Raw genomic sequence first — 15,574 nt, 5'->3', positions numbered from 1 at the left:
GACAAAGGGGGACGTCCTGCGTCCCCCCAGCCCCTTCACCAAGTCGGAATGATGGAACCGTTGAAGCGCGTTTCGATAAACTGCCGCACTTCGGGCGAACGATACAGCGCAATGAAGCGCTTGATCGTCGGGTCTTCCATGCGATCCTTGCGGACCGCCCACACCAGGTTCCACTTGGACTGGTCATCCTCCAGCACCAACGCCTTCTTCGGTTCCAGTCCGGCCAGCACGGCATAGTTGAGGGTGATGACCGACGCATCCACGTCGTCGAGCGAGCGCGGAAGCTGGGCCGCATCCAGTTCCACCAGCTTGATGCCCTTCGGGTTGACGATGTCGGCGATGGTGGTGTTCAGCCCGGCCCCCTCCTTCAGCCCGATCACGCCGGCCCTGGCCAGCAGGAACAGGGCACGGGCACCGTTGGTGGGGTCGTTGGGGATCGACACCGACGCGCCCGGCTTCAGATCGGCCAGCGCCTTCACCTTGCTGCTGTAGACGCCCATCGGCACCACGACGCTTTTGGCGACGGAGACGATGTCGTAGTTGCGCTGCTTCACCTGATTGTCCAGGAAGGGCTGGTGCTGGAAGTTGTTGGCGTCGATGTCGCCGGCCTGGAGTGCGGCATTGGGCATGTTCCAATCGGTGAACTCGATCACCTGTGCCTCGATGCCCTCCTTGGCGGCCAGCTTGGCGGTGAAGTCCAGGATCTCGCCGTAGGGACCGGCCGAAACGCCGAGCTTCAGCGGAGCGGCGACGGCGGAGGCGGCGGAGGTCAGCAGGCCGGCGGCGACCGCCACCGACATCAGGATGCGTTTCATCGGGACTTTCCTCGGAATCGTTGGATCGGCGGGTCGTCAGCGGCGGCGGGTGTCGGGCAGCCGGCTGTAATGCTGGTGGGCGGCGCGCTGGGCCTGTCCGACATTGCGGAAGACGCGGCGGTCGAGATCGCGGAAAGCCCAATCGGACACGAAGAAGGTGAAGCCGCCGCGTTCGGCGACGACGATGCCGGCGGAGCGGCCCTGGACTTCGATGGCGTAGGCGTTGGCGTGGGACATGGCGAAGGACTCCCCTCGGCGCGGCTGGCCCTCGGCATGGCGGGGCGGCGGCGCAACGATGTTCGGCTCTGGCGTTCGGGACTGGCGGGTATGCGGGATGGGCGCTGTGTTGTTGTGCCGCAGGTCAGCGGCAACACAGGCCCGAACGCATCATGCAGGCCGGGGGCGCGGTCCGAAGCACGGATGGGGGAGCGGAAACTCGCGAGGTCATTCCGGTCTCTCCTTCTTGAAGAGGTCCACGACCGGTATCGTGGCGCTTTAGCGTTTGGTGACGCGGCGCAAGCTGCAGAAGTCAAATTGCCGCGGGATGCCCGGGTGGGGCGTCCATGGATTTTTATCTACCCTTTCGATGGGGTTTAGTCAAACTCATTTTCTAATTTGTGTGAAATACGTCGTTGGACATAACTTTCGTGTAAAATCTCGCAGACGCGACAGCGACAGGTGACGGGCGCGTGGAATGTGCTATCTATCGCGTCGATGGTTCATCCGGGGCATGCACATCGCCCCGGCGAGCGATGCGAGGAGAGTGTTTTGTCCGCCGATCCCAGCGCCCAAGGGGTGACTGCCGCCGCGATGACGGCCACACCGGTTGACGACCAGCTGGTGCTGGCCCTGCCCAAGGGCCGCATCCTGAAGGAACTGCGCCCGCTGCTGTCCCATGCCGGCATCCATCCGGAGCCGGCCTTCGACGACGACAAGAGCCGGCTTCTGCGCTTCGCCACCAATGTGCCGAACCTCAGCATCATCCGTGTCCGCTCCTTCGACGTGGCGACCTTCGTCGCCTTCGGTGCCGCCCATCTGGGCGTGGCGGGCAACGACGTGCTGATGGAATTCGACTATCCGGAAATCTATGCCCCGCTCGATCTCGGCATCGGCGCCTGCCGGCTGTCGGTCGCCGAACCGGTGGAGATGATGGAGGGCGACGATCCGTCGCGCTGGAGCCATGTGCGCGTCGCCACCAAATACCCGGAAGTGACCAAGCGCCACTTTGCCGCCCGCGGCGTCCAGGCCGAATGCGTCAAGCTGAACGGCGCGATGGAGCTGGCGCCGACGCTGGGCCTGTGCCGCCGCATCGTCGATCTGGTCTCCACCGGCTCGACGCTGAAGGCCAACGGGCTGGTGGAGGTGGAGCATATCGCCGACGTCACCTCGCGCCTGATCGTCAACCGCGCCGCCTTCAAGACGCGGACGGCCGAGATTTCTCAGTGGATCGACAAGTTCCGGGAGGCGGTGAATGCCCGTCAGGCTTGATATTCGCGACGCGGACTTCGCCGCCGGGTTCGAGGCTCTGCTGCACGCCAAGCGCGAGGCCAGCGAGGATGTCCAGACCCTGGTCGCCGGCGTGATCGAGCAGGTGCGCACGCGCGGCGACGCGGCCCTGATCGACTACACCGCCCGCTGGGACCGCCAGACCCTGACGCCGGAAACTCTGCGCATCGGCCAGGACGAGATCGACGCCGCCACGGCCAAATGCTCGGCCGAGACGCTGGAGGCGCTGGACCTCGCCGCCGCGCGGATCGAGGAGTTCCACCGCCGCCAGATCCCGGAGGTCACCGACTACCGCGACGCCGCCGGGGTGCGGCTGGGCGCGCGCTGGACGGCGGTCGGCGCCGTCGGCCTCTATGTGCCGGGCGGCACCGCCTCCTACCCGTCCTCGGTGCTGATGAACGCCCTGCCGGCCAAGGTCGCCGGGGTGGAGCGCGTCGTCATGGTGGTGCCGACGCCGGACGGGGCGATCAACCCGCTGGTGCTGGCCGCCGCCAAGCGCTGCGGCGTCGATGAGATCTACCGCATCGGCGGCGCCCAGGCGGTCGCGGCGCTGGCCCACGGCACGGCGACGATCCGGCCGGTCGACAAGATCGTCGGTCCCGGCAACGCCTTCGTCGCCGCCGCCAAGCGGCAGGTCTACGGCCTCGTCGGCATCGACAGCATAGCCGGCCCGTCGGAAATCCTGGTGGTCGCCGATGGCAGGAACGATCCGGCCTGGATCGCCATGGACCTGCTGTCGCAGGCGGAGCACGACACCTCGGCCCAGTCGATCCTGATCACCGACGATGCCGCCTTCGCCGACGCGGTCGCCGCGGCGGTGGAGAAGCATCTGGAGACGCTGCCGCGCACGGGAATCGCCGGCGAGAGCTGGCGGGAGCATGGCGCCATCGTGCTGGTCGGCGACCTGATGGCCGATGCTCCCGCCCTGGTCGACCGGCTGGCGCCGGAGCATCTGGAGTTGGCGGTGGAGGATCCGGACGCGCTGGCGGCGAAGATCCGCAATGCCGGCGCCATCTTCCTCGGCCGCTACACGCCGGAGGCCATCGGCGATTACGTCGCAGGTCCCAACCATGTGCTGCCGACGGCGCGCAGCGCCCGCTTCTCCTCCGGCCTCAACGTGCTGGACTTCATGAAGCGGACGACCTTCGTCGCCTGCGACGCCGACAGCCTGCGGGCCATCGGCCCGGCGGCGGTGACGCTGGCGATGGCCGAGGGGCTGGAGGCGCACGCGCGTTCCGTCGCGCAGCGGCTGCCGGGCTATAAAGACTAAGATCTACAAAGACCGAAGACAGCGGGGGGAGGCGGGGCGTGACGACGAAGAGCAAGCGGCGCATCACCCATGTGACGCTCGACGAGCGGAGTGTCGTCCGCCACAAGCCGGAGGTCGAGCATGAGCGCGCCGTCGCCATCTTCGACCTGCTGGAGGACAACGAGTTCTGCCCCTGCGACTTCGCGGAGGACGGGCCGTACCACCTGCACCTGTCGATCGAGGACAACCGGCTGGTCTTCGACATCCGGCGCGAGGACGACAGCGTGCTCGACCGGCTGATGCTGCCGATCACCGGCTTCCGCTCGATCGTGCGGGACTATTTCCTGATCTGCGAGAGCTATTACGCCGCCATCAAGCGGTCGACGCCCTCGCAGATCGAGGCCATCGACATGGGCCGCCGCGGCCTGCACAACGAGGGGTCCGAGATGCTGCGCGAACGTCTGGCCGGCAAGGTGGAGATGGACCTGCAGACCGCGCGCCGGCTGTTCACGCTGATCTGCGTTCTGCACATTCGCGGCTGACGGGCACGGGCGGCGCATGGCCATGGCGGCGACCCCGGTCCTCACATCCCTGCCGGTCACGAGCGTATTGTTCGCCTGTACCTACAACATGATCCGTTCGCCGATGGCGGCGGCGATGATGCGCCATTACCACGGCACCCGCGTCTATGTGGACTCGGTCGGCGTCCGTGAGGGCGACGAGGTCGATCCCTTCGCCGTCGCGGTGATGGAGGAGATCGGCATCGACCTGTCCAAGCACCGCTGCCGCACCTTCGAGGATCTGGAAGACACCAACTTCGACCTGATCGTCTCGCTGTCGCCCGAGGCCCAGCACCGCGCCATCGAGATGACGCGCACCATGGCCTGCGACGTGGAGTTCTGGAACACCTTCGACCCCACCCTGGTCGACGGCACCCGCGATGCCATGCTGGAAGCCTACCGGCAGGTCCGCGACGGCCTGCTGGACAAGGTTAAACAGCGCTTCCCCCTGACCCGCGGCCCGACGGTCTAGAGTTCATCTGATGCTTATTGAAGCATCAGATGAACTCTACAGCGCCGTGCGTTTAATATGAAACGCACGGCGCTGTAGCTTTATGGTTGGCGATCGGATTCACGCTCCAAATCGATTCCGATTTTACGCGATCCGATCTAGCCGTTTGATTTTCCGTGCGATTCACGTTTCAGACGAGTCCGTCTGAAACGATCGCACTCTAGCGGCAGGTCCCCACCGGCCGCGTTTACGTCTTCTGCCGCAGGCCGCCACACGGCATGGTCGGTAATAATTTTGGCATTCTGCAACTTTTTGCGCTGCGGGCAGTTCACAGTGCATCCCCGCCAATGTTATTGAGCTGTGTCATCGCAACGCGCCGAGTGCCGCCATAGGCTCAGGAGCGTCGACGAATTTTCGCGCGGAGAGCCGTCCATCCATGCCCGCCGGTCTGATGCCCCGCCTTCTCCGCGTCTTCAGCCCGCGCAGCCTGCGCGCGCGCCTGATGGGCGTGGTGCTGGCCTCGCTGGCGCTGCCGCTGGTTGGCGCGCTCTATCTCGCCGACCAGCAGCTCGACGACCACATCGGCGCCGCGCGCGAACTGGCCCTGCATCTGGCCGACGACGGGGTGCAGCGCCAGCATGACCTGATCGGCGAGGCGCGCAACCTGCTGGGCGTGCTGTCGCTGGTGCCGGCGATCCGCAACGCCACGCCGACCGACACCGACGGCTGCGTCGCCACCCTGGCGCCGATGCCGCGCCAGCACCGCTGGACCACCGGCGTCTGGCTGACCGACGCCGACGGCAACATCATCTGCGACACCACCGGCCCGGGCGCCGGCATCTCGCTGCGCGAACGCGAATATTTCCAGCGCGTCCTCGACACCAAAAGCTGGGTGGTCAGCGATTTCATCATCGGCAAGCGCTCGCTGAAGCCGCTGATCATCGTCGCCAGCCCGATCATCGAGAATGGCCGGATCGTCCGCGTGATGGGCGTCGCCGTCGACCTGACCTGGCTGACCGATCTGGTGAAGGTGCTGAAGCAGCCCGACGCCCGCGTGATGGTGCTGGACCGCAACGGCGTGATCGTCGCCCGCCAGCCCGATCCGGAAGGCTGGCTGAACCGCAATGTCGGCCATATGCGCCATGTCCAGCAGATGCTGAAGGAACGGGACGGCTTCCTGGATTCAGAAAGCGCCGACGGGCGCGACCGGCTGTGGGCCTTCCGCCATTCCGACGAAACCGACACGATCTTCGCCGTCGGCATGCCGACCAGCCCGATCATCGCAGAGGCGCGGCGCGACCTTTGGCAGAGCCTGGGGCTGCTGGGCATCGCAGCGCTGGTCAGCGTCACCGCGCTGTGGGTCCTGCTGCGCGCCTCCGTCCTGCGCTGGGTGTGGGAATTGGGCAGCGCGGCCACCCGCATCGGCGACGGCGGCGGCGGCACCGTGATCGAGGCGGAGCGGGCGCCGCATGAATTCCGCGTCGTCTCCCACGCCTTCAACAACATGTCGCGCCGCCTGAAGCAGCGCGAGCAGGAGCTGCGCTCCGCCATGGAGGAGGCGCGGGCCGGCAGCCGCGCCAAGGAGGAATTCCTCGCCACCATGAGCCACGAGATCCGCACGCCGATGAACGGCGTGATCGGATTCGCGGAGATGCTGCTGGAAACCCCGCTGACGGCCGAACAGCGGCGCTACGCCTCGCAGGTGCGCGACGCCGGGCGGTCGCTGCTGACCGTCATCAACGACGTGCTCGACCTGTCGAAGCTGGAGGCGGGGCGGCTCGATCTGGTCAGCGTGCCCTTCCGGCTGGACGATCTGGCCGACCGCTGCGTCGCCATCGTCCGCCTGGCTGCCGAACAGAAGGGGCTGGAGCTGCAGACCAGCATTTCCGCCACCGCCCGCGGCTTCGTCATGGGCGACCCCGACCGGCTGCGCCAGATCCTGCTGAACCTGCTGAGCAACGCGGTGAAGTTCACCGACCGCGGCTCGGTCCGGCTGACGGTCAAGGCGATCGACGATGATGGCAGCCGGACGGCCGGCAAGCCCGGCGGCGGCCGCATCTGCACCTTTACCGTCACCGACACCGGGATCGGCATCGCGCCCGAACGGCAGCGCGACCTGTTCCAGCGCTTCACCCAGTTGGAACGCGGGCGCGGCGGCACCGGGCTGGGGCTGGCCATCTGCCGCCGGCTGGTGGAGCTGATGGGCGGCGAGATCGGCATGGAAAGCCGGCCCGGCAGCGGCAGCACCTTCTGGTTCTCGCTGCCGCTGCTGCCCGCCGGCAGCGCCGCGGTCCAGCGCGATGGCGCCCCCCTTGCCGGCAGCGAGCCCGGCAGCCCCGGCGCCCGCATCCTGCTGGCCGAGGATCTGGCGATGAACCGCGATCTGGCGGTGACCATGCTGACCAAGGCCGGCCACCATGTCGATGCCGTGGAAGACGGTGCCGCCGCGGTCGCCGCGGTGCAGGAACAGACCTACGACCTCGTGCTGATGGACGTGCAGATGCCGGTGATGGACGGGCTGGAGGCCACCCGCCGCATCCGTGCCCTGCCCGGACCGGTCGGCCGCATCCCGATCCTGGCCCTGTCGGCCGGCGTCCTGCAGGTGGAGGTCGAACGCTGCCTGCAGGCGGGCATGAACGCCCATCTGGCCAAGCCGCTTGAGAAAACCAAGCTGCTGGCCGCGATCGGCCGCTGGGTTCGCGTCGGGCACGCGGACAATGGCCCGGGTGGCAGCGGACCGGCTGGCAGCGGACCGCCCGACGATGGACAGGATGAGCCCCCGCGTCCGCAGTTGATCGCGCACAGCTGACGAGTCGGTGCTATAGTGGCTGCACCTCTCCCGGCAGGCTCGGCCGGTCTGCAGCGAAGTGTGTGTCATGAAGGTTGCGCAGCCCCCTCTCGCCCCCGTTCCGGAGCGCAAGCCCGACAGCCCCCCGTCGCCAGCCGATGGCGCCGGCGGCGAGTCGTCCTTCCGTGACGCGCTGGTCCAGACCAATCGGCCCGGCACCGAGGCCGCGCCCGTCGGCCGTCCCGCCAACGGCAGGCTCCATGGCGGTCAGAAGGCACCGCCCCTGCCGGCCGCCAAGCCGCCGGCCCCGATCCTGCTGACCGACGGCACCCAGGTCCCCTTTCCGGCGGCCAAGCCGGTTACTCCAATCCGCTTGGCCGACGGTACGGTCGTGCCGCTCCCCGCCGTCAAGCCACCCGCCGTCAATTCGGAGGCGCCTGTCATGCTGGCGAACTCCGCGTCGGCGGACGGCGGGGCCGCTGCGCCACGCGCGCCCCTGCCCGGACTGAAGCCGGCGGCGCCGGTGGTGGGGCCGGCGGTGGCGCAAGGCCCGACTCCAAGCTCGAAGAAGGTGGCGGAGACGGTGAAGGCGGTGAACTCCGACGATCCGACCGCCACGCGGGTGCTGGTCGCCTCGCAGCAGGTCGCCGGGCTGTCGGGCCACAGCTTCACCGCGATCCTGGCCCAGGCCACCCAGGAAAGCGGGCTGGACCCCGGCGCCAGGAACAGCCGCAGCTCCGCCGCCGGCCCGTTCCAGTTCCTCGAATCGACGTGGCTCGACCTGTTCCGCCGCCATGGCGCCGCCTATGGTCAGGGTGAGCTGGCCTCGCACATCCAGGTCCGCAACGGCGTGTCCAGCGTCAAGGATCCGGCGATCCGCCGCCAGATCCTGGAGCTGCGCCACGATGTCGACCTGTCGGCCGGCATGGCCGCCCGCTATCTGGCCGAGGGACGCGAGGCGCTGGAGAAGCGGCTGGGCCGCCCGGCCAGCGAATCGGAGAGCCGCATGGCCTATGTTCTGGGCTCCGGCGGGGCGGCGAAGCTGATTCGCGCCGCCGAATCGAGCCCCGGCGCCGTCGCCGCCGACCTGTTGCCCAGCGCGGCGAAGGCGAATCACAACCTGTTCCACGACCGCTCCACCGGCCGCGCACTCACTGCGGCCGAAACGGTGGGCCGCCTGACCCGCCGCATGGAGATCGACCAGCGCGAGATGTTCGCGGCGATCGGCAAGGCGCTGGAACAGCCGCGCCGCTTGGAAGAAGGCGGCGCATCGCCGCTCAACCCCTATCAGGCGGTCTGACGCGGCAGGGGTTACAGGGTATTTTCGCCACACAACGCGGGGCTGCCCCGCGCGGATGGCTGCGGCCGAACGCACCGGTGGTGGGAATCCCCCTTGACCCGGCGGCCTTGGAAGGTCAGTTATTGCCGCGAAACTATTAGGACGGACATAAGGGCCTATGGCAAAGGAAGATCTGATCGAGTTTTCCGGGACCGTCGTCGAATTGCTTCCGAACGCGATGTTCCGGGTGAAGCTCGACAACGATCACGAGGTTCTGGCGCACACCTCCGGCAAGATGCGTAAGAACCGGATTCGCGTCCTGGCGGGCGACCGCGTCAATGTGGAAATGACGCCGTACGACCTGACCAAGGGCCGCATCACCTTCCGGTTCAAGTAGCATCCTTGCTGCATCGCGGTTCCCCGTGACGATCCCGTCCAAGGCGCCCCGGCTGGTGCTGGCTTCGGCCTCGCCCCGCCGGCTCGACCTTTTGCGCCAGATCGGCATCGTGCCCGACGCGGTCGATCCCGCCGATCTCGACGAAACGCCGCTGCGCGACGAACTCCCGCCCCAGCACGCCATGCGTCTGGCGGCGGAAAAGGCGTCGTGCGTCGCCGCGCGCCATCCCGATTCGTGGATTCTCGCCGCCGACACCGTGGTCGCCTGCGGCCGCCGCATCCTGCCCAAGGCCGAACGGGAGGAGGAGGCGCGACGCTGCCTGTCCCTGCTGTCCGGCCGGCGGCACCGGGTGATCGGCGGCATCGTGCTGCTGATCCCCGGACCTGAAGGCCACCACCGAATCGACCGGCTGGTCCGCACCGACGTCACCTTCAAGGTGCTCGACCGGGCGGAGACCGACGCCTACATCGCGTCCGGCGAATGGAAGGGCAAGGCCGGCGGCTATGCCATCCAGGGCCGGGCCGGGGCGCTGGTGCGCTGGATCGGCGGCTCCTACAGCAATGTCGTCGGGCTGTCCCTGCACGAAGTCGCCGGCATGCTGCATGGCGCCGGCTTCCCGCTTCCTCCCCCGACACCTCCCGAGCAATGAGCAGGCTTGAGCTGCTGGTCGACCGCGACGGCCCGCTGACGCGGGCGGCGGTGCTGGCCGACGGCCGTCTGACCGACCTGCACATCGACCATGCCGACCGCCCGTCGTTGCTGGGCGCCATCATCCTCGGCCGGGTGGAGCGAATCGCCACCGGCCTGAACGGCGCCTTCGTCGATCTAGGAAATGGCCTGTCCGGCCTGCTGCCGGCTGCCGACGTGCGCCGTCCAATCCTCGACGACGACTCTCCGCAGTCCCGCTCCCATCGCCCCGGCGCCAAGCCGGCGCCCATCGGCGCACTGCTGCGCACCGGCCAGCCGGTGCTGGTGCAGGTGAAGGCCGACGCAGTCGGGGCCAAGGGTCCGTCGCTGACGATGGACATCACCCTGCCCGGCCGTTTCCTGGTGCACGCCCCGCTTGGCCGCGACATCGCGGTGTCGAAGCGCCTCGGCACCGGCCCTGAGCGCGCAGCCCTGGCCCGCCGCATCGAACAGCTCGCCACCGGCGCCGGCTGGATCGTGCGGGCCGGCGCCGCCCAGGTCTCCGACGATCTTCTGGCCGCCGAATCGGAGGCGCTGCATCTGCAATGGCGCGCCATCCGCGACGACGCCCGCGCCGGCTCCGCCCTCCGCCTGCTGCATCCCGGCCCCGACGCCCCCACCCGCGCCCTGATCGAGCAGGGAGCCGCTGCCCCCGCCGCCATCCTGGTCGACGACCCGGCCCCGGCCGGCGGGATCAGAATGGGCGACGGGCCGCTGCTGTCGGCCTTGCGCGACTGGTGCGACCGCCACGCCCCCGACCTGCTGCCGCGCCTAAGCGCCCATAAGGACGCCCAGCACCTGTTCGACCTGCGCGACCTCGACACTGCGATTGCGGAGCTTCTGGATGTCCGGGTGCCGCTGCCGCTCGGCGGTTCGCTGGTGATCGAGCGGACGGAGGCGCTGACGGTGGTCGACGTCAATGCCGGGGAGCGCGGCAACCCGCTGGACGTCAACCTCGACGCCGCGGCGGAGATTGCCCGCCAGCTTCGCCTGCGCAATGTCGGCGGCATCGTGGTGGTGGATTTCGTCAACATGCGCAGCCGCGGCGATGCCGAGCGCGTGTTGGCCGCCCTGTCGCAGGCGGTGGAAAGCGACCCGGTGCAGACCCAAGTTTACGGCATGTCCAAACTGGGCCTGGTCGAACTGACCCGCGCCCGCCGCGGCACGCCGCTGGCAGCCCTGCTGCGGCCCTGACCGCTATCGTCCGTTACGGAGGCCATCCTTGTCCAACCCCCAATCCCCCGGCGCCCCGCAGCGCTCCCACACCCATGCCGGCGCCAAGGCGGGCACCAACTGCCCGATCTGCGGCCGCCCGAGCGAACCGGCCACCCGCCCCTTCTGTTCCAAGCGCTGCGCCGACGTGGATCTGTCGCGCTGGCTGGGCGGCGTCTACCGCATCGAGAGCCCGGAACCCCCCGCCGCGCCCGGCGGATCCGACCCCGATGAGGAGGCGTGAGACGGGTCTAAATTTTTTTGAATTTTCCTCTGGACAGCCCGTCCGAACCCCTCTAAAAAGCGCCCCACACGACGCGCCGCACCGACCGAAACGGTCACCCACCAAGCGGCGCCGAGATGCCCAGGTAGCTCAGTTGGTAGAGCAGGGGACTGAAAATCCCCGTGTCGGCGGTTCGACTCCGTCCCTGGGCACCACCTTCCCTCTTTTAAAATCAACGGGTTGGTTGGTGCGGTTTGGTCAGCTCTTCTGACCGAGTTTTCCAGAGTTTTCCAAACGGTTTTCCACCGCTGTTCTGGCTCTGGTCACGCCTTCTTCCCTACCCCTTCCAGCTTCATGATCGCCGCCGTCGCGCGCCGCTTCTGGTCTGCCGACCGGGTGTAGCGGGCGACCATCGCTTCGGTCTTGTGGCCGGTGATCGCCATGATGTCGCGGGTGTCGCAGCCGGCATCCGCGAGCTTGGTCGCTGCCGTGTGCCGCAGGCCGTGGAAGGTCAGGCCCGGCTGCACCTTGCCTTCGGCGACGAGCTGCCGAATCACCTTGAAGAACCGCGCGCGGAAGCCGGACTCGGTGAACGGTTCGCCACGCTGCCCAACCACAATGGTCATGGGCACCGGGCGGTTCTTCGCCGCCAGCTTCGCCGACAGGGCCGGCAGGCGGGCACGGGCTTCGTCGAGAATCGTCTTCAGCTCCGAATGCACCGGCACCCAGATCGGGTCGTCGGTCTTCGCCTGTCGCGACTCGATCACGCCGCCACGGTAGGCAGACCATGTCAGGCGGATGGCGTCGCCCTCGCGCAAGCCGGCATGCGCCCCCAGCGCCACAGCAACGCGCAGCTCCGGCGGCATTGCCGCCATGACCGTGGCGAACTCTTCGTTGGTCCACGGGCGGTTGACCACGCGTTCGCCGCGCGGCTTCCGGATCTTCGGAACTTTCTCGCAGGGGTTCGCGTCCATGTAGCCGTATGGGCGGCCCCAGTTGAACAGTGCCGACATGAAGCGCAGCAGGTGGTTCGCGAACCACCGCTTGCGCGTCTTGTACGCCTGATCGCGCAACCGGGTCATGGTGGGAGTGTCGATCCGATCCAGCGGCATGTCGTGCAGAGGCTTCAGCCAATCCATGGCTTCGTGATAGTCGGCCTTGGTCGAGTCGGCTTTCTCGGCAAAGGTCGGGCTGCCCCGATAGGCGATCAGCAGCGCGCCCAGCGTCTTGCAGATCACCGGGGCAGCCGCGTCGCTGTTCTCGACGGCGATGCCTTCCAGCCGCCGGTATTCGGCTTCGAACTCAGCACTGCCCGGTTCACCCGGCAGGCGCATGCCGGTGCCCCGGTGATAGTAGTAGGCCCGCCCCTTGGCGGTGACCCGCTTCACGTTCCGCATTGGGAAATTCGCTCCATCCAGGATTGAGGTTCCCCATCCTGCCGGTGGCCCGCCAAGTCGTCCACCCAGCGGTCCAGATCGGTCCGGTCGTACATCCGCCGGGAGCCGACCTTGTGAAAGGTGATGCCCAGCCGATCCAGCACGTTCGGCGACTGGCCGATGTAGGCCGCCGCCAGCTCACGCGACAGCAGGCGGGGCCAGCCGGGCAACTCGGACGGGCGCGCTTTGGCGGCAGTCATGCCTCACCTCACCAGCAGGGGCTGCACCGCCCCGTCGCCATAGATCATGTCCTGAGGGATGTCTCCGGTCGGCTCGTCCCCATCCCAGCCGTTCGGCCATGTGCCGGCGGCGATCAGCTCGCGAATGCGGGCTTCTTCCTCTGCGTTCAGCATGTCGATGGCGGGGCGGCCGATCTGCACGGCGGCTTCGTTCACGGCCGCCTGGATCGACAGGATGCGGTCTAGACCCATCAGCCGGGCTTCAAAGGTCAGCGGCCCCATGCGCTGCCGGTTCTTTGCCGTGGCGATGGTGCCATCCGCATTCAGCCCGGTCTTCTTCAGCCGGTGCCGCGGCAAGCGCAGCTCGCGGTACAGCGGCTTCAGGCCGCGCAGGGGTGACAGGTACGCCCACTTCGGTGACTTCAGGATGGACTCCAGCGCCAGCTCCTTCTGCGCCAGCGGGCAGCCGGTGCAGCCGGTACGGGCGTTGATTTCCTCCGCCTCGTCCCCGCCGTAGGCGTCGGCAATGTCCGCCGTGGCCCAGCCGGCGGCATGGGCGTCGAACATCAGCCATTCCCAGACGTGGCAGACCCGCCAGTGCAGCAGTGGGGCCAGCGTGGCGATCCGTCCCCGGATGCCCTTGGCCGCCGGCAACACCTGCTGGTACCAGCCCTGGCCGCATTCGCCGCCGTCCTTGCCGCAGGACAGGGCGATGCGCTGGTCGCGGGCGGCACTCTCGCCCAGGCGCACCCCGGTGATCATCAGGAAGGTGCCGTCGACAGCGTTGATCTGCTGTTCGATGGCCGCTGTCATCGGGTCCACCTTGATCTGACGGGTGCACCAGCGGAGCGTGTTGTTGTTCGGCGGCGGCACCCCGCGCCCCAAGATGTAGACGAGGAAGCGCTTTTCCAACGGGGCCGTGACCACGCGCACCGCGATCCCGCGCGCCCGCAACTGATCCATGATCCGCTGGGCGGCGATGGCGAGCGGCGGCAGTTCCTGACGGGTGTCGGCATAGAAGACCGTGAGGGAGCGCGGCCGGGGGATGCGCCCGGTGTCCAGCAGGTGCACCAGCAGGGTCAGTGTGGCGGAGCTGTCCTTGCCACCGCTCCAGGCGATTCCCCAGTGCGCGTGGTCGCAGCCATGGGCCAGCAGGCTTTGCACCGTCAACTCGACAGCGTCATCCTTGTGCAGGCGCTCGCGGTCCCAGAGGGTTGCTTGCAACTTGCTCATGACGCCCGCCGGCATGCAGAGAGGAACCACACGAACCCGCCGGCAGAGCTGGCGAGGATCGCGGTGACGGTCAGAGCGGGCAGAAGCTCAAAAGGCATGGTGGTCGCCTCCCTTCGGAAAGAGGTGGCGACCGATCAAGGCGATGGTGTCTTCGCGCGAAGGGAGAGCGGCGAGCATCTCCGCCTGTTCGGTGCAGCCGTCGCACAGGCGCGTGGCACGGTCGATGCGGGTGTGTTCCCCGCAGTCATAGCAGTGGCCGATGACGGTCATGGTTCCTCACTTCCGCCGTTCGCGGCGGCCGGTCTTGGGGTTGAAGGTGCGGGGCCGCCACCGCCGGCCGGCGGTGCGGTCTTCGTCGAGGAAGGCGGAGACAAGGGCGGTGACGTGGGCGAAGCCGCCGGGCTGGCGCAGGACGCGCCACGTCATCACCGCTTCGTAGAGCTTCGCGCCGCGCGTCATGGCGCGTGACCGCCATGCCCGGCGGCACACGGCGCAGCAGAATTCCTGCTGAAGGTCGATGGGTCGGAAGGGCCGTCCGCACTCTCGGCACTCGTTCGGGTGCCGATCTGCGGCGGATGGGCCGGAGGCCGATCCTGGCGCATCCTGCGGAACGTGCGTACGCGCGTTGGAAACCTTGGCCTTTGCCATCACTGGACCCGCAGGCGCAGGTTCAGGAAGTGGATGCAGCTCGCCTTCTGGCGCCGCAGGCCGTGCCGGGCGAGTTGGCGCAGCAGACCGGCGCGGGTGATCGGCTCCAGGCCGCGGGGCTGACACCACGCGACATAGGCGGTCCACAGGGCCTCCGCCTTCAGGCGGGCACCGGGGGCCGGTTCCGTGCTGTCGGAGAGGAAGGACTCGACCCAGTCGAGCGTGTCCTTGCCCTTGCTGTGCGCGTCCAGCGGCGGCAGGGGTGATGATCGCCACAGCCGGCGGGCGGCGTCGCGGCCACCCAGCATGCGCGCCTCGCGGATGATGTCGATCCACAGGCGGTAGATCGCTTCAAGATCGGGGGCGTGCGTCTGGGGCACGGCGGGCAAAGCTCCGCCGTCCACCGAAGCGGTGGTGTCGGTCATGGTCGAAGTCTCGGGGTGTGGTCCCGGCGACCCCCGGCACTTCCGCCGAAACCGGGGGTCTCACGCTGGGGCACTCGTATGGCCGGATTGCGCCAGCCGCGCCCGCTACCTACTGCGGCGGCGGCCGGAGGGGACGCAGTGCATCCACTCGGGTCGCCGTCGCCGCGCTGGGGCCTTGAACGTGCCCCAGCGCGGAAAACGATCAGGCGGCTTGCTTCATGCCCAACAGGTCGCGGGCATAGTCGCGGGCAGCTTCGATGTGGAGCTTGATGTCGCTGGCGCTGAAGTCGGTCAGCAGGTCGGCTTCCGTCACTGCATCGCCGGAGCCGCCCAGATCGGCAATCTTGCGGCCCATAGCGCGGGCGGTGGCATGCAGGGTGGAGGGGCTGCGCATCGTGTGACGGTGCTTCATATCGCGTATCCCTGAAAAACTCCCCGGCGGGCCGCGTCTCAGCCGCGCCGGGGCAGGTTGGGAGGAACGCCAAG

At 68.2% G+C, this 15,574-nt stretch carries 19 protein-coding genes and 1 tRNA gene; 11 read left to right on the top strand and 9 right to left on the bottom strand.

Going from position 1 to position 15,574, the window contains the following annotated elements:
• Positions 1-35 precede the first annotated feature (35 nt).
• Positions 36-815, bottom strand: a complete 780-nt coding sequence (locus tag M5E06_RS29830) for a MetQ/NlpA family ABC transporter substrate-binding protein (RefSeq protein ID WP_109073226.1) — start codon at positions 813-815, stop codon at positions 36-38.
• A gap of 36 nt (positions 816-851) precedes the next feature.
• The gene (locus M5E06_RS29825; RefSeq protein WP_045583820.1) at positions 852-1,052 is read right to left on the bottom strand and encodes a hypothetical protein; all 201 of its coding nucleotides are present in this window, start codon (positions 1,050-1,052) and stop codon (positions 852-854) included.
• 573 nt (positions 1,053-1,625) lie between these two features.
• On the opposite strand from M5E06_RS29825, the gene hisG reads away from it, so the two are divergent.
• The 11 genes from hisG to M5E06_RS29770 all read left to right on the top strand — a co-directional run bounded on the left by hisG (position 1,626) and on the right by M5E06_RS29770 (position 11,382).
• Positions 1,626-2,303 (top strand): ATP phosphoribosyltransferase, encoded by a 678-nt coding sequence (gene hisG / locus M5E06_RS29820; protein WP_109073237.1) that lies wholly within the window; start codon positions 1,626-1,628, stop codon positions 2,301-2,303.
• Positions 2,287-3,591: a histidinol dehydrogenase gene (gene hisD / locus M5E06_RS29815; protein WP_252141347.1), complete on the top strand. Its 1,305-nt coding sequence runs from the start codon at positions 2,287-2,289 to the stop codon at positions 3,589-3,591. The genes hisG and hisD overlap by 17 nt, the downstream gene beginning before the upstream one ends.
• A 38-nt stretch (positions 3,592-3,629) precedes the next feature.
• Positions 3,630-4,112: a UPF0262 family protein gene (locus tag M5E06_RS29810; protein WP_085092229.1), complete on the top strand. Its 483-nt coding sequence runs from the start codon at positions 3,630-3,632 to the stop codon at positions 4,110-4,112.
• Positions 4,113-4,128: 16 nt separating this feature from the next.
• Positions 4,129-4,602 (top strand): arsenate-mycothiol transferase ArsC, encoded by a 474-nt coding sequence (locus M5E06_RS29805; protein ID WP_109073223.1) that lies wholly within the window; start codon positions 4,129-4,131, stop codon positions 4,600-4,602.
• A 415-nt stretch (positions 4,603-5,017) separates the two neighbouring features.
• Positions 5,018-7,390, top strand: coding sequence for a hybrid sensor histidine kinase/response regulator (locus M5E06_RS29800; protein WP_252141346.1), 2,373 nt, complete (start codon positions 5,018-5,020; stop codon positions 7,388-7,390).
• A gap of 67 nt (positions 7,391-7,457) precedes the next feature.
• A complete protein-coding gene (locus M5E06_RS29795; protein ID WP_252141345.1) occupies positions 7,458-8,669 on the top strand; it encodes a lysozyme family protein in 1,212 nt (403 codons plus the stop codon).
• A 157-nt stretch (positions 8,670-8,826) separates the two neighbouring features.
• Entirely contained in the window at positions 8,827-9,045 is a 219-nt protein-coding gene (infA, locus tag M5E06_RS29790) for a translation initiation factor IF-1 (RefSeq protein WP_012977999.1), read from the top strand.
• A gap of 25 nt (positions 9,046-9,070) precedes the next feature.
• Positions 9,071-9,694: a Maf family protein gene (locus tag M5E06_RS29785; protein ID WP_252141344.1), complete on the top strand. Its 624-nt coding sequence runs from the start codon at positions 9,071-9,073 to the stop codon at positions 9,692-9,694.
• Positions 9,691-10,926 carry a ribonuclease E/G gene (locus M5E06_RS29780; protein ID WP_252141343.1) on the top strand — a complete coding sequence of 412 codons (1,236 nt, stop codon included), beginning with the start codon at positions 9,691-9,693 and terminating at the stop codon, positions 10,924-10,926. Before M5E06_RS29785 ends, M5E06_RS29780 begins: the two co-directional genes overlap by 4 nt.
• Positions 10,927-10,954: 28 nt before the next feature.
• Positions 10,955-11,188, top strand: a complete 234-nt coding sequence (locus tag M5E06_RS29775) for a DNA gyrase inhibitor YacG (protein WP_252141342.1) — start codon at positions 10,955-10,957, stop codon at positions 11,186-11,188.
• Positions 11,189-11,306: 118 nt separating this feature from the next.
• A tRNA-Phe gene (locus tag M5E06_RS29770) sits at positions 11,307-11,382 on the top strand.
• A gap of 108 nt (positions 11,383-11,490) precedes the next feature.
• On the opposite strand, the gene M5E06_RS35930 is transcribed toward M5E06_RS29770, so the two are convergent.
• The 7 genes from M5E06_RS35930 to M5E06_RS29735 form a co-directional block, all read right to left on the bottom strand.
• Positions 11,491-12,555 carry a tyrosine-type recombinase/integrase gene (locus tag M5E06_RS35930; RefSeq protein ID WP_252141341.1) on the bottom strand — a complete coding sequence of 355 codons (1,065 nt, stop codon included), beginning with the start codon at positions 12,553-12,555 and terminating at the stop codon, positions 11,491-11,493.
• Positions 12,552-12,803 (bottom strand): hypothetical protein, encoded by a 252-nt coding sequence (locus M5E06_RS29760; RefSeq protein WP_252141340.1) that lies wholly within the window; start codon positions 12,801-12,803, stop codon positions 12,552-12,554. Before M5E06_RS29760 ends, M5E06_RS35930 begins: the two co-directional genes overlap by 4 nt.
• 3 nt (positions 12,804-12,806) lie before the next feature.
• Positions 12,807-14,015: a phosphoadenosine phosphosulfate reductase domain-containing protein gene (locus tag M5E06_RS29755; RefSeq protein WP_252141339.1), complete on the bottom strand. Its 1,209-nt coding sequence runs from the start codon at positions 14,013-14,015 to the stop codon at positions 12,807-12,809.
• 87 nt (positions 14,016-14,102) lie between these two features.
• Entirely contained in the window at positions 14,103-14,285 is a 183-nt protein-coding gene (locus M5E06_RS29750) for a hypothetical protein (protein WP_252141338.1), read from the bottom strand.
• Positions 14,286-14,291: 6 nt separating this feature from the next.
• Complete coding sequence (locus M5E06_RS29745) at positions 14,292-14,474, bottom strand: hypothetical protein (protein WP_252141337.1); 183 nt, start codon at positions 14,472-14,474, stop codon at positions 14,292-14,294.
• Between the two features lie 188 nt (positions 14,475-14,662).
• Positions 14,663-15,088 carry a hypothetical protein gene (locus tag M5E06_RS29740; RefSeq protein ID WP_252141336.1) on the bottom strand — a complete coding sequence of 142 codons (426 nt, stop codon included), beginning with the start codon at positions 15,086-15,088 and terminating at the stop codon, positions 14,663-14,665.
• Positions 15,089-15,290: 202 nt separating this feature from the next.
• Positions 15,291-15,500, bottom strand: a complete 210-nt coding sequence (locus M5E06_RS29735; protein WP_252141335.1) for a hypothetical protein — start codon at positions 15,498-15,500, stop codon at positions 15,291-15,293.
• Positions 15,501-15,574 lie beyond the last annotated feature (74 nt).

The sequence above is a fragment of the Azospirillum sp. A1-3 genome, assembly GCF_023806445.1.
Lineage (GTDB): Bacteria > Pseudomonadota > Alphaproteobacteria > Azospirillales > Azospirillaceae > Azospirillum.
This window is presented reverse-complemented; position numbering and strand designations above follow the sequence as displayed.